Source organism: Streptomyces sp. NPDC002643, from assembly GCF_053592555.1.
The window spans coordinates 216,102-228,558 of record NZ_JBSFVY010000007.1 but is presented as its reverse complement, the minus strand read 5'-3'; the positions used below and the strand labels follow the sequence as shown (position 1 = coordinate 228,558).

The following is a 12,457-nucleotide window of genomic DNA, read 5'->3' as shown; positions in this document are numbered from 1 at the left end:
CGCCACCAGAAGTGTACGGGACCCACGAGCCCCCGGGTGACGCCGATATCCACAACCGCCGAGTACTCCACAGCCCCCGGCCACGATCCGGCCATCCGCGGGACGCTTCGGCCATGCATCGCACGACCCTCATCCACACGAAACGGCGCCTGCGCACCTGGCTTGCCCTGCTGCTCTCCGTGACGGCAACGCTCCTGCTCACGGCCTGGACACCGACCCTCGCGGCCCCTTCGCGGGCCGCCCCGCTCCCACCGACGACCGACGCATCGGTACCGGCCATCGCCCGCGCCTGGCCGGTGGGCCTGCGCCCCCTGGTGGTCAACACCTGGGACCCTCCACCGACGCCCTACGCCCGAGGCCACCGAGGCGTGGACCTCGCGGCCCCACCGGACTCCCCCGTACGGGCCATCGCCCCGGGCCGAGTCTCCTTCGCGGGCCGCGTCGCGGGCAGAGGAGTCATCTCGGTCGAACTGACGGGAACGGGCGAGCCACCCCTACGAACGACCTACGAACCGGTACGCCCGACAGTGAAAAAGGGCGACGAGGTAACCACGGGAGACATCCTCGGCACCCTGCCCCCATCCCCCTCCCACTGCGAAACCCCATGCCTCCACTGGGGCCTACGCAGAGCAAACACGTACTTGAACCCACTGTCGCTCTTGCCGCAATGGCTCCTACGGAGGGGCCCATCACGCCTGCTCCCCCTGCCTCAGCACCACCACCGCGCGGCCCCCTAGCTGCGGGCAATCGCGCCACCGGGGCGACCTAATGGGCTCAACTCAGCCGCGGTCAGCCATACCGCCGGGGCAGCCCCCACCCAGCAGCCGTTCAGCCCCGGGGAACCATGCCGCTGGGGCAGCACCCACCCAGCCGACGCCGCAGCCGCAGGCAATCGCGCCACCGAGCGGCACCCACCCAGCAGCCGCCTCAGCCCCGGGCAGTCGTACCGCTGGACTGCACCCACCCGGCACCCGTCACAGCCCCGGGCAATCGCGCCACCGAGCGGCACCTACCCAGCAGCCGTCACAGCCCCGGGGACAACCGTGCCGCCGAGGCGGCGCCCACCCAGCAGCCGTCACAGCTGCGGGCAGTCGTGCCGCTGGGGCGGCACGAGTGGGCGCAGCGGCACCCTGTCAGCGCCGGCAAGCGAAACCCCGCCCCAGCTCAGCCCCAGCCACCGGGTGCCCAGCAACGGGGGCCGAAGCGTCAGCCCCGAACCCCCCTCAGGGCCATCCCCACAGCCGCCTCGGTAACAACTCCCGGCTCCTCCGCAGCCCCCAACTCGATCCGCCGCACAGCCGCGTCCACAACCCCCTGCAACAGCATCGCGGCCAACCGAGGCTCCGCATGCCCAAGCCCCGCCAACGCTTCCACGATCATCGCGACGAGCCCACCATGCGCGGCCCGGATCTTCTCCCGCGCCCCGGCATCCAACTCACTCGCCGAGATCGCGACCACGGCCCGATGCCGCCGATCCCCCACCAGCTCAAGCTGCGCCCGAACGTACGCCTCGACCTTCGCCTCGGCCCCGTCCACGGCCGCCATCGCCGCCTCGACCTCCGCAGCCCACACGGGAAAGTCGACCTCGCACAGCTCCTCGACCACGGCCGCCCGCGACCGGAAGTACTCGTACACGGACGATCGCGCGAGCCCCGTGCGCTCAGCCAGCGCGGGGAACGTCAACGCTTCCGTCCCACCCTCGGACAGCAGGGACCGAGCCGCGTCCAGCAGGGCGGCTCGCTGCATCGACCGGTGCTCGGCCACGGAGGCCGCTCGAATCCTTGGCACGTCAACCACTGTACGGACGGACCGCCACCCACGGGAGACGCTTCCCTCGACCGGCCCCCCACCAAATCCCCCACACAAGCCGAATCCGGCCAGGCCGGCCCGACAATCCGACGAAGCCGGGCCGACCAGAACGCACGACGCGACGCGGGCGCGTACCGCGAGCGCGTCCACGCCACCGCACGGACCGGACCGGTCGCGGCTACCCGACCCGCAGCACCCGCCCCGACACCCACATCACCCCACGCCCCATCGCCGCACGCCCCATCGCCCCCAACCCGCCTCGCCCCCGCTCAGCGTCCGAAACTCGCCAATTTCGCCCTCAGCTGGAGCACCGACTTGGTGTGGATCTGGCTGACCCGACTCTCGGTGACCCCGAGAACGTTGCCGATCTCGGCGAGCGTGAGCCCTTCGTAGTAGTAGAGCGTCACGACGGTCTTCTCCCGCTCGGGCAACGTGTTGATGGCCCGCGCCAGGAACCGCCGCAGTTCACGGTCCTCGGCCACCTCCACGGGGTTGTCCGCGGCGGTGTCCTCCAGCGTGTCCATGAGGCTCAGCCGATCGCCGCCCTCACCCCCGGCATGCAGCAGCTCCTCCAACGCCACCACGTTGGCCAGCGACAACTGGCTGAAGACGGAGTGCAGTTCATCGACGGGGATACCCATCTCGGCGGCGACCTCCCCCTCGCTCGGGGTACGTCTGAGCCGGGACTCCAGGGTGGCGTAGGCCCGCTCCACATTGCGGGCCTTCTGCCGCACCGAGCGGGGAATCCAGTCCAGCGCGCGCAGCTCGTCGATCATCGCGCCCCGAATCCGGGTGATCGCGTATGTCTCGAACTTGATCTCCCGGTCGATGTCGAACTTCTCGATCGCGTCGATGAGCCCGAACACCCCGGAGGAGACGAAGTCCGCCTGCTCCACATTGGCCGGCAGGCCGACGCTCACCCGGCCCGCGACGTACTTCACCAGGGGTGAGTAGTGGAGGATCAACTGCTCGCGCAGCCGTTCGTCGCCCGTCGTCTTGTAGGTCCGCCACAGCTCGTCGAGTGTCGAGGGGGCGGGCGGGCGCACGGTGCCGTGAGCGGCGGACGGTACCGCCGCCCGGTCAGACCCGGAGGTGTGCTGGGGCATTCGTCGCCTTGTGCCGTTCTGCCGTGAACTGAGGATGCCTGGGTGAGCTGTCGGTCTGATGTCGAGATGCCTGTCTGAGTCGGAATCCTCGTGAGCGTAGCGTGACTGGGGAGTCGCAGTGCGCGAAGGTCTGCAGATCGCCGGTACGCAGATACGTTCCGCTGAGCGTCCCCCGGCGTCCCGACCGTCGCACTGTGTGACCACTCCGTGAACGCCAACTGCCGGAAACCGCAAGGCTGTCGGCGTTCCCCCGGACGGCCGAACACGCTCGGTCAACTCGGCCTCCGATCCGACGAAACGGAGATCATCGCCTGGCGTGTCAACTTCCAGCCGTCGCCGTGTCGTTCGACGTAACCAAGTGCGCGCAGTTCGTACAGCCTCCCGATCGCGTCGTCCTCCGTCGTCCCCGCGCCCCGGGCGATCCCGTCGGCCCGCGCGGTGCCCCGCCCCGGCAGGGCGGCCAGCACCTGCCGCGCCCCGGGTTCCAGCAGATCGCGCGGGAGGACGGGCCCACGCCGTTCGGGTGCCAGCTCTCCCATCTCGCCCACCAGCTCGACGACTTCGGCGGCGTCGGAGACGAGCACCGCGTCGCCCCGCAGCAGTTCGTGCACCCCCGCCGACAGGGCCGAGGTGGCGGGCCCCGGCACCCCCATGGTGAATCTCCCCAACCGCTGCGCGGCCCGCGCGGTGACCAGTGCGCCACTGCGGTAGGCGGCCTCGACGACCACGGTGCCCCTGGTGAGGGCGGCGATGACCCGGTTGCGCAGGATGAACCGGCTCGGCGTCGGATGATCACCCGGCGGCAACTCCCCGACCACGAGCCCCTGTTCGGCGATCCTGCTGATCAACTGGTGGTGCCCTCGCGGATAGGGCCGGTCCACCCCACAGGCCAGCACGGCGACGGTCGCCCCACCGACCCCGAGCGCTCCCCGGTGGGCGGCCCCGTCGACCCCGTACGCCCCGCCGGACACGACCACCCACCCCCGCTCGGCGAGCCCCGCCGCCAGCACGGTCGCCATATGGGCCCCGTACTCCGTGCAGGACCGCGCCCCCACGAGAGCCACGGACCGCAGGGCCCACATCCGCACATTGGCCGTGCCCCGCACCCACAGCCCGATGGGCCGCCCCTCCCCAAGATCATCGAGCTGCCCGGGCCACTCCACGTCCCCCGGGACCAGAAACCGCGCCCCGGCTGTTCGCGCCTGGGCCAGATCCGCTTCGGGGTCGGCCCACCCGGCGCGAGCGCGCAGCCCCGCCCACCGTTTCTGCGAGACCTCCGGCAGCGGCCCGCCCTCCCCGGAGAGGCGCCGCACCATCTCGCGGGCGCCGAATTCCCGCAGCCACCGTCCACCGAGTTCGTCCCCCGGTTCGATGACACGGGCGAGGAACACGCGGTCGAGCCGCTCGGCATCCGATACACCGCTGTCGCTCATGGCCTGCCCACCCGGGGGCCGGGGAGTGCGGGCCTCATACCGACGCCCCGATCGCCATGGGCACCCCACGAGGCACTCCGGTGCGCAGTTGGAGCGCGAGGTTGACGTCCGCCGCGTCAGGGCGGTCGTGGCCCACGAGATCGGCGATGGTCCAGGCGACCCGCAGCACCCGGTCAAGACCGCGTGCGGTCAGCACCCCCCGCTCCAGGCTGCGCTCCGCCTCGTCCATCGCTCCCGGCGTCGCATACCACCGGCTGCGCAGTTCACGTCCCGGCACTTCGCTGTTCTTCCGCCAGGGAGTGTCCGCCAGACGGGCAGCCGTCCGTTCCCGCGCAGCGCGCACGCGATCGGCGACGGTCGCCGTGGACTCACCCCTCGCACCCCGCCGACTGAGCTCGGAGCGGGTGACGCGGTCGACCTCGACCCGGAGGTCCACTCGGTCGAGCAGGGGCCCGGAGAGCCGCGCCTGATAACGACGGATCGAGGCCGGCGGGCATTCGCACAGGTCGTCGGTGCGCGAGAAGCGACCGCAGGGGCATGGATTGGCCGCCAGGACCATCAGGAACTTCGCCGGGAACCGGACGACTCCCGCGCTCCGGGCGATCACGACATGTCCCGCCTCCAGGGGCTGCCGCAGTGCGTCCAGTGCGTGGCTGCTGAACTCGGGCGTCTCGTCGAGGAAGAGCACTCCTCGGTGGGCGAGTGACACCGCACCGGGCCGTGCGATGCCCTGACCACCACCGACGAGGGCCTGCATCGTGGCCGAGTGGTGCGGAGCGCAGTAGGGGGGCGCATCGACCAGCGGCTTGCCCATCGGCAGCAGGCCCGCGATCGAGTGAACCGCTGTGACCTCCAGCGACTCCTCCCGTGTCAGCCCCGGCAGGATGGCCGGCAGACGTTCGGCGAGCATCGTCTTGCCTGCGCCCGGCGGCCCCTCCAGGAAGAGGTGATGTCCGCCGGCCGCGGCGACCTCCACCGCCGTACGCGCCGAGAGCTGACCGACGACATCGGCGAGATCGTGCCCCTGGTCGTGCTGGGCCGCTCCAGCCGTGTGCATACCGGTGGCCGCTCCCGTACCCGGCAGGCGCAGCCCGGCCATCAGGGGATCGGGGCGCCCCTCGTCGGGCTCCTCGTCCGGCACGGGTTCGTCGGCGAGGACGGCGATCAGTTGCCGCAGGGTGCGCACACCCAGTACCGACACACCGGGCACCAGCGAGGCCTCGGCGGCCGCGCACTCCGGCACCACCACCTGCTCATAGCCCGCGTCGGCGGCGGCCAGCACGGCGGGCAGGATGCCCCGCACCGGCCGCACCCTGCCGTCGAGCCCCAGCTCACCGATCATCACGATGTCGGAGAGCACGCGTGGGTCGATGCGCTCGGAGGCGCCCAGAACCGCGCACGCCACCGCGAGGTCGAATCCGCTGCCCGCTTTGGGCACCGACGCCGGGCTGAGTCCCACCGTCAGCTTCTTCTGCGGCCACTCGGCGCCGGAGTTGACCACCGCCGCCCTCACCCGGTCCCTGCTCTCTGTCAAACTCTTGTCGGGCAGCCCCACCAGGGTGAACGCCGCGATGCCGGGCTCCAGGTCTGCCTGGACCTCGACGACCACGCCCTCGACTCCGACGAGGGCCACGGAACACGTACGGGCGAATCCCATCTCAGGCCACCCCCCGTACGTGCTCCACGACGGGGGCGCCGCGCTCGGGCAGGACGACACCCACGACATCGATGCGGACACCGCCCGGTGGTGCCCCGCCGTGTTGCTGGAGCCAGCGTTCGGCGAGGTCTCGCAGGCGGTCGGCCTTCGTGGGGCTCACGGCCGCCATGGGGTGTTCGAACGCGCCGGTCCTGCGGGTCTTGACCTCGCAGACGACCAGCGCGTCCCCGTCCCGGGCGACGATGTCGATCTCTCCGGTCCTGCCACAGCGCCAGTTGCGCTCCAGGACCGTCATCCCGGCCTCGGCCAGCCGCCGCGCGGCCAGTTCCTCGCCGTACTTGCCGAGTGCACCTCGTGCGTTGCTCATGTCGGCACCACCTCCGGCGCCAACACTGAGGGCAGAACGACCCGCTAGTGGATCTTGGTGGACAACCAGGCGATTGTGGACAACTCGGTCACCCGCAAGAGTGAAAGCCGCATCGCCGAGCCGACACCACCCCAGGCCACACCCCAGAGGCACACCCCGAGACACACCTCCGAGCACTGCTCACGGCCGGCCCCTCCCCGGCGACAGGGCGGGTCAGCTGCTCGGCAGCTCCAGATCGCTCTTGTTCAACTCCTCGATGTTCACGTCCTTGAACGTGAGCACACGGACCTGCTTCACGAAACGAGCCGGCCGGTACATGTCCCACACCCAGGCGTCCGCCATGGATACCTCGAAGAACACCTCGCCCTGGACGGAGTGCACCTGCATCTCGTAGTCGTTGGTGAGATAGAAGCGCCGCTCGGTCTCGATCACGTATTTGAACAGACCGACGACATCGCGGTACTCCCGGTAGAGCTTCAGCTCCATCTCGGTCTCGTACTTCTCGAGGTCCTCGGCGCTCATGGCATGTTCCCCTTCAGCCGTGCGATCCCACCATTGTGCGCCAGTCCCGCGCGCCTCTAGACAATTTCGGTCTTGAGGACCACGGGTCCGGCCGGGGGACCCTCGTCGAGCAGTGTGCGCAGCAGTTCGGCGAGTCTGGTCGGGTACACCGTCTCATGCGCCCGGGCGAGTTCCCCGCACGTCCACCAACGTGCTCCGGCGACGCTGCGTCGTTCCAGGTCCGTCAGCCGTGCCGCGGCGGGCGGTGTGTGATGCGTATCGGCGGTGCGGGCCAGGTAGTACCACTCGTCCTGGTCCCAGCGTCGCCCGGCGAAGGGGAAGGAGCACATCCGCTGCCAGAGGACGGGCCCCAGTTCGACTTCTGTGATCCCGGTCTCCTCGGCGAGTTCTCTCAGCGCGGCCTCCTCACGCGTCTCCGAGCCCTCGACACCGCCGCCGGGGGTGAACCACCAGTCGTCCGTAGGATCGTCCGGTTCATGCCCGTGCAGCAGCAGGATGCGGTCCTCGGGATCGAGCAGGACCACCCGGGCCACCTTGCGCAGCCCGCCCTCGTACGTGTCCTCGGCCCCACGGTCACCGGCGCCTGCGCCTGCGCCTGCGCCTGCGCCTGCGCCACCGTCGTACACGCCGCCCGACGGTTCAGCCGACACGGGCGGGCTCCGCCTGCTGCTGCGACCGGCCCCGGCCGCCGAGCCGCTTGGCGACCGGGCCGTACGCGGCGCCGCCCAGCACGAGCACCATGCCCAGGACGAACGCGGTGGTGATCAGTCGCAGCGGGCCGGGCGAGGAGAGCGCGCCGAGCTTCTCGAAGCCCGTGGGGCGGGCCAGCATGCCCTCCATGGGCCACACGACGGCGTCCACGCGCGCGTCCACGTTGGCGCGTGGCACGGTGCCCTGGCCGGCCTCGGTGAGGTGGGCGGTGGAGTCCAGGGAGCCGCTGCGCTCGTCGCCGAGGAGGAAGAGACGGCCCTCAGGGACCTTGATCTCGGGGATACCGCTCAGCTCGGCGTCCTCGCCCTTGGGCAGATACCCCTCGTCGATCTTCTCGCCGTTGACGGTCAGCTTGCCGTCGGTGCAGCAGGCGACCGTGTCACCGCCGACCGCGACGACCCGCTTGACCATGGGCGAGTTGCCCCAGGCCTCCTCGCGGAAGACCACGACGTCACCGCGCTTGATGTCGCCGTCGTCGATCCGCTCGGCCAGGATGCGGTCCCCGGAGGTGATGGTGGGGGCCATGGAGTCGGTCGGCACGGTGTAGGGCGCGTAGACGATGGCGCCCCAGACGAAGCCGCCGAGGAAGAGCACACAGCCGAGGGCCACAGCCAGTCCCGACAGCATGCTGCCGAGCCGTCCGTGGCCCTCGTCCGTACGACGTGTCGTCCCGCTCATCCCAGTGCTCCCCCAGGTCGGAGATACGACCTTGCGGGGCTTGTACGGGGCCCCGGCGGTCGGTGATCTGGGACGGCACCCTACCCGGCGGTACCCGTGCCAGAAACCCTCGGGCTCTCGGTGGCCAGAAGGCGGCGTCGGCGCCACAGCACCAGCGGTACCGCACCGGCGAGGCCGAGCGCGCCGGGGGCGGCGGCGCTCAGGTTCTGGTCGAAGGTGTCGGGAATCGGCAGCGTGGACCAGCGGGTGGGCGGCCAGGCGACCACGATGGCGCGGCCCACGACCTGGCTGACGGGGACCATGCCCTTGTTGCTGTCGCTCTGGTGGTAGCGGGAGTCCAGCGAGTTCTGCCGGTGGTCACCCATGACCCAGATTTTGCCCTCGGGTACCTTCACCTTGAACTGGCCGCCGGTGTCGTCGACGGTGCACGGGGTGTTGCCTGGGTAGACGTACGGCTCGTTGAGCGCCTTGCCGTTGACCTTCAGCGGGCCCGTGCCGTCGCACTCCACGGTGTCGCCCGCGACGCCGATGACCCGCTTGATGAGGTCCTTCTCCTCGGCGGACGGCATCAGGCCGATCCAGCTGAGGACGCGCTGCATGGCGTTGGGCTCGATGGTGGGCTCGCCGTCCAGCCAGCCGTCCGGGTCGTGGAAGACGACGACCTCGCCGCGCTCGGGCTCCGAGCCGAACCATGGGGTGAGCTTGTCGACCAGGACCCGGTCGCCCTGCTGCAGGGTGTTCTGCATCGAGTCCGACGGGATGGAGAACGCCTGCACCAGGAAGCTCTTGATCAGCAGCGCCAGCACCAGCGCGATACCGATCAGGATCGGCAGCTCCTTCCAGAAGGAGCGCTGTTTCTTCTTGGGCCGCTGGCCCTGCTCGCCGTCGTCGACCGACGTCCGGGCGGTCTCCTCACCGCCCTCGCCGCCCTCACCGTCCGCTCCGGCCGGGGAGTCACTCCCGGCGGACACGGAATCTTCGCGACGTACGTCCTCCGCGGCCGGGGAACCCGCCTCGTCGGGCCGCTCCGGTTCCTCGGAACCACCGTGTCCGGATCGTGCGCCGACCGCCAAATCCCCCACATCCACTCCTCACGCCGTACCGCCGCCCACGCCACATCCGGTGCAGGCCCACCACTCCCATAACGAGCGGGAGTTCCGCAGGGGTCGGGAGGGGGATCAATCCGTTTCGATCCGCGGGGGCCACCCTATGCGAAGCGCCCAGGACCGTGGACGACCCGTTCGGCACGGCGGCGAACGTGTCCGGTTCCTCCAACTGTCCCCAGTGGCCGACCGGCCAGGCGATGACCACGGCCCGGCCGACGACGGACTCCTCGGAGACCGTGCCGCCGTACTTGGCGGTGCTGGAGGTGTCGCTCTGGTGGGCTCGCGAGTCGGCGGAGTTCTCCCGGTGGTCGCCCATGACCCAGAGACGGCCCTGAGGGACCGTCACTTCGAATGGCTGGATGGATGGCTTGTTTCCGGGGTGGATGTACGCCGTCTCGTCCAGCGGCATGCCGTTGACCGTGACACGGCCCTGGGTGTCGCAGCACTTGACCGTGTCGCCGCCGACCGCGACGACCCGCTTGATCAGATCCTGCTCGTCGTCGGAGGGAAGCAGGCCGATGAACTGCAGCCCCTCCTTCACCTGCTTGATGACGATCGGGTCTTCCGCCGAGGTGGTCGTCTGCTCGTCCTCCAGCCAGCCCCCGGGGTCCTTGAAGACGACGACGTCACCGCGCGTCGGCTTGGAGCCGAACCAAGGGGTCAGCTTGTCGACCAGGACCCGGTCGCCGATCTGGATCGTCTGCTCCATGGAGCCCGACGGGATCACGAACGCCTGGACGAGGAACGTCTTCAGGACCAGCGCGATCAGGACGGCCACACCGACCAGCAGCGGGATCTCCTTGACCGCCGAACGCCGCCTTCGCCGCTTGATCTTGCGGGCGAGCTTGCGCCGCTCCACCCGGCTCGGCCGGGCCGCGCCACCGGCCCGCCTGGTGCCGGTGGGCAGCAGGGTCTCGGCGGCGGAAGTCGGTGCCCCGCGCGGCTTGCCACGGTTACCCATGCGCACCGCCGGCGGCGGGCACGCGCGCGTAGGCGTCCGGGCGGTCCAACCGTCTGCTGTGGTCGGCGGGCCAGGCGATCCAGTCGGCCCGGCCGATCACGGCGTCGAGAGGGACCATGCCGCCACCGGGGGAACCCAGATGGTCGCGGGAGTCACTGGAGTCACTGCGGTGGTCGCCGAGGACAAACAGCTTGCCCTCCGGGACGACCACGTCGAATGGCACGTTCGACGGGCTGTCCCCCGGGTACAGAAACGACGACTCGTCGACCCACCGGCCGTTCACCTCAAGCCTCCCCTCCTGGTCGCAGCAGACCACCCGGTCTCCCCCCACGCCGACAACGCGCTTGATGTAGTCGGCGTTCCCGAAGTAGCCGGTGCCGTCGAACACGACGACGTCACCGCGCTGCGGCTCAGAACCGAAACGGTACGCCAACTTATTTACGAGAACTCGGTCCCCGATCCTCAATGAGCTCGCCATGGAGCTGCTGGGAATCTGGAACGGCTGCATCACGAAGTTGCTGAAGAGCGCCAGAAAAAGCAGGCAGATCAACACGGTCAGGGTGTAACGACCGCCGGGGACCAGCTCGGTGGTTCTGCCCAGCAACGCGAAACGCGACCGTCCCTCCGGCCGCTCTGTGTCCGAGTTCTCCTCGGAGCGAGCCGGGGGCGCTGCCCTGTCGGCTCCAGAAGGGCTGGAGGAGCGGTCGCGCTCCATGTGCTGCTGTGCTTCGGTGTCCATCGGGGCCAGATCGTATCCGGCCCTCCTAGGACACCTGAGCGCGCGCTCAGTTCTCGCGCTTCTCCTTGATCTTCGCCGCCTTGCCGCGCAGGTCGCGCAGGTAGTACAGCTTCGCGCGACGGACGTCACCGCGGGTGACGAGCTCGATCTTCTCGACGATCGGGGTGTGCACCGGGAAGGTGCGCTCGACGCCGACGGAGAACGAGACCTTGCGGACCGTGAAGGTCTCGCGGACACCGGAACCCTGGCGACGGATCACAACGCCCTTGAACTGCTGCACACGGGAGCGGTTGCCCTCGATGACGCGGACGTGGACGTTGACGGTGTCACCCGGGCGGAAGGCCGGGATGTCGCTGCGCAGCGACGCGGCGTCGACGGAGTCGAGCACGTGAGACATTTCGTCTGCTTTCTTCGCCCATGCCACAGGTCATGAGCGGGAGCTAGGTGTTTCACAAGGGGATGCTGTCAGGTCGGGGCGGGCGTCGTGTCCCCCTGTGGCAGGGGCGCGCGCCGGACGACGCACAACAGCGGCCTATTCTTCCACGCCCTCCAGCCGACGCCAAAATCGGCCATGGGGCTCGCCCTCCGGGTCCGGGGCCCAGCCCAGGATGGAGAGCATCTCTCGGTCCTTCTTGTCGAACGCCTTGGGGTCACAGCGCTCGATCAGATCGGGCCGGTGGGTGGTCGTACGCTTCAGGGCCTCGTCCCGCCGCCAGCGCGCGATCTTCCCGTGGTGGCCACTGAGCAGCACCTCCGGGATGTCCCGGCCGCGCCACTCGGGCGGCTTGGTGTAGACGGGCCCCTCCAGGAGGTTGGCCATGGCGCCGGGCGCGAACGAATCGTCACGGTGGGACTCGGCGTTGCCCAGCACCCCGGGCAGCAGCCGGGCGACGGCCTCCGTGACGACCAGGACGGCCGCCTCCCCTCCGGCCAGCACATAGTCACCGATGGACACCTCGTAGACGGGTATCCGGGTGGCGTACTCGTCGATCACCCGGCGGTCGATGCCCTCGTAACGCGCCGGCGTGAAGATCAGCCAGGGGCGCTCGGAGAGTTCGACGGCGAGCGCCTGGGTGAACGGGCGCCCGCTGGGGGTGGGAACGATGAGCGCGGGCTCGCGCGAGCCGGTCTCGTAGCCGTCGGCGAGGACGGAGTCGAGGGCGTCGCCCCAGGGGTCCGTCTTCATGACCATGCCGGGACCGCCGCCGTACGGCGTGTCGTCGACCGTGTTGTGCCGGTCGTGGGTCCAGGAACGCAGATCGTGCACCTGGACGTTCAGTTGCCCACGCGCGCGTGCCTTGCCGACCAGGGAGACGTTCAGGGGTTCGAGGTACTCGGGGAAGATCGTGACGACGTCGAGGCGCATCT

General features: G+C 70.0%; 14 protein-coding genes. 1 reads left to right on the top strand and 13 read right to left on the bottom strand.

Annotated elements, in window-relative coordinates:
• The first annotated feature begins 113 nt into the window (after positions 1-113).
• On the top strand, positions 114-737 hold the full coding sequence (locus ACWD4G_RS13435; protein WP_451292817.1) for a murein hydrolase activator EnvC family protein: 624 nt from the start codon (positions 114-116) through the stop codon (positions 735-737).
• A 469-nt stretch (positions 738-1,206) separates the two neighbouring features.
• On the opposite strand, the gene ACWD4G_RS13430 is transcribed toward ACWD4G_RS13435, so the two are convergent.
• The 13 genes from ACWD4G_RS13430 to trmD all read right to left on the bottom strand — a co-directional run bounded on the left by ACWD4G_RS13430 (position 1,207) and on the right by trmD (position 12,455).
• Entirely contained in the window at positions 1,207-1,764 is a 558-nt protein-coding gene (locus ACWD4G_RS13430) for a TetR/AcrR family transcriptional regulator (RefSeq protein WP_451292934.1), read from the bottom strand.
• A 314-nt stretch (positions 1,765-2,078) separates the two neighbouring features.
• Positions 2,079-2,915: an RNA polymerase sigma factor WhiG gene (whiG, locus tag ACWD4G_RS13425; RefSeq protein WP_451292816.1), complete on the bottom strand. Its 837-nt coding sequence runs from the start codon at positions 2,913-2,915 to the stop codon at positions 2,079-2,081.
• A gap of 272 nt (positions 2,916-3,187) precedes the next feature.
• Positions 3,188-4,348 carry a DNA-processing protein DprA gene (dprA, locus tag ACWD4G_RS13420; protein WP_451292815.1) on the bottom strand — a complete coding sequence of 387 codons (1,161 nt, stop codon included), beginning with the start codon at positions 4,346-4,348 and terminating at the stop codon, positions 3,188-3,190.
• A gap of 34 nt (positions 4,349-4,382) precedes the next feature.
• Positions 4,383-6,005: a YifB family Mg chelatase-like AAA ATPase gene (locus ACWD4G_RS13415; protein ID WP_451292814.1), complete on the bottom strand. Its 1,623-nt coding sequence runs from the start codon at positions 6,003-6,005 to the stop codon at positions 4,383-4,385.
• A gap of 1 nt (position 6,006) precedes the next feature.
• Positions 6,007-6,372: a YraN family protein gene (locus tag ACWD4G_RS13410; RefSeq protein ID WP_451292813.1), complete on the bottom strand. Its 366-nt coding sequence runs from the start codon at positions 6,370-6,372 to the stop codon at positions 6,007-6,009.
• Between the two features lie 213 nt (positions 6,373-6,585).
• Positions 6,586-6,894 (bottom strand): DUF2469 domain-containing protein, encoded by a 309-nt coding sequence (locus tag ACWD4G_RS13405; RefSeq protein WP_055510545.1) that lies wholly within the window; start codon positions 6,892-6,894, stop codon positions 6,586-6,588.
• 56 nt (positions 6,895-6,950) lie between these two features.
• Positions 6,951-7,436, bottom strand: a complete 486-nt coding sequence (locus tag ACWD4G_RS13400; RefSeq protein ID WP_451292933.1) for an NUDIX hydrolase — start codon at positions 7,434-7,436, stop codon at positions 6,951-6,953.
• Between the two features lie 97 nt (positions 7,437-7,533).
• Positions 7,534-8,283 carry a signal peptidase I gene (gene lepB, locus ACWD4G_RS13395; RefSeq protein WP_451292812.1) on the bottom strand — a complete coding sequence of 250 codons (750 nt, stop codon included), beginning with the start codon at positions 8,281-8,283 and terminating at the stop codon, positions 7,534-7,536.
• A gap of 80 nt (positions 8,284-8,363) precedes the next feature.
• Complete coding sequence (lepB, locus tag ACWD4G_RS13390; RefSeq protein WP_451292932.1) at positions 8,364-9,356, bottom strand: signal peptidase I; 993 nt, start codon at positions 9,354-9,356, stop codon at positions 8,364-8,366.
• Complete coding sequence (gene lepB, locus ACWD4G_RS13385; protein WP_451292811.1) at positions 9,238-10,350, bottom strand: signal peptidase I; 1,113 nt, start codon at positions 10,348-10,350, stop codon at positions 9,238-9,240. The genes lepB (ACWD4G_RS13390) and lepB (ACWD4G_RS13385) overlap by 119 nt, the downstream gene beginning before the upstream one ends.
• Positions 10,343-11,089, bottom strand: coding sequence for a signal peptidase I (gene lepB / locus ACWD4G_RS13380; RefSeq protein WP_451292810.1), 747 nt, complete (start codon positions 11,087-11,089; stop codon positions 10,343-10,345). Before lepB (ACWD4G_RS13380) ends, lepB (ACWD4G_RS13385) begins: the two co-directional genes overlap by 8 nt.
• Before the next feature lie 46 nt (positions 11,090-11,135).
• Positions 11,136-11,486 (bottom strand): 50S ribosomal protein L19, encoded by a 351-nt coding sequence (gene rplS / locus ACWD4G_RS13375; protein ID WP_451292809.1) that lies wholly within the window; start codon positions 11,484-11,486, stop codon positions 11,136-11,138.
• Between the two features lie 135 nt (positions 11,487-11,621).
• Positions 11,622-12,455 (bottom strand): tRNA (guanosine(37)-N1)-methyltransferase TrmD, encoded by an 834-nt coding sequence (trmD, locus tag ACWD4G_RS13370; RefSeq protein WP_451292808.1) that lies wholly within the window; start codon positions 12,453-12,455, stop codon positions 11,622-11,624.
• Positions 12,456-12,457: the final 2 nt, after the last annotated feature.

Coding starts and splice junctions, on each gene's coding strand:
- ACWD4G_RS13415 (WP_451292814.1), bottom strand. CDS start 6,005: ATGGGATTCGCCCGTACGTGTTCCGTGGCCCTCGTCGGAGTCGAGGGC.
- trmD (WP_451292808.1), bottom strand. CDS start 12,455: ATGCGCCTCGACGTCGTCACGATCTTCCCCGAGTACCTCGAACCCCTG.
- dprA (WP_451292815.1), bottom strand. CDS start 4,348: ATGAGCGACAGCGGTGTATCGGATGCCGAGCGGCTCGACCGCGTGTTC.
- rplS (WP_451292809.1), bottom strand. CDS start 11,486: ATGTCTCACGTGCTCGACTCCGTCGACGCCGCGTCGCTGCGCAGCGAC.
- lepB (WP_451292811.1), bottom strand. CDS start 10,350: ATGGGTAACCGTGGCAAGCCGCGCGGGGCACCGACTTCCGCCGCCGAG.
- whiG (WP_451292816.1), bottom strand. CDS start 2,915: ATGCCCCAGCACACCTCCGGGTCTGACCGGGCGGCGGTACCGTCCGCC.
- lepB (WP_451292812.1), bottom strand. CDS start 8,283: ATGAGCGGGACGACACGTCGTACGGACGAGGGCCACGGACGGCTCGGC.
- ACWD4G_RS13435 (WP_451292817.1), top strand. CDS start 114: ATGCATCGCACGACCCTCATCCACACGAAACGGCGCCTGCGCACCTGG.
- lepB (WP_451292810.1), bottom strand. CDS start 11,089: ATGGACACCGAAGCACAGCAGCACATGGAGCGCGACCGCTCCTCCAGC.
- ACWD4G_RS13410 (WP_451292813.1), bottom strand. CDS start 6,372: ATGAGCAACGCACGAGGTGCACTCGGCAAGTACGGCGAGGAACTGGCC.
- ACWD4G_RS13405 (WP_055510545.1), bottom strand. CDS start 6,894: ATGAGCGCCGAGGACCTCGAGAAGTACGAGACCGAGATGGAGCTGAAG.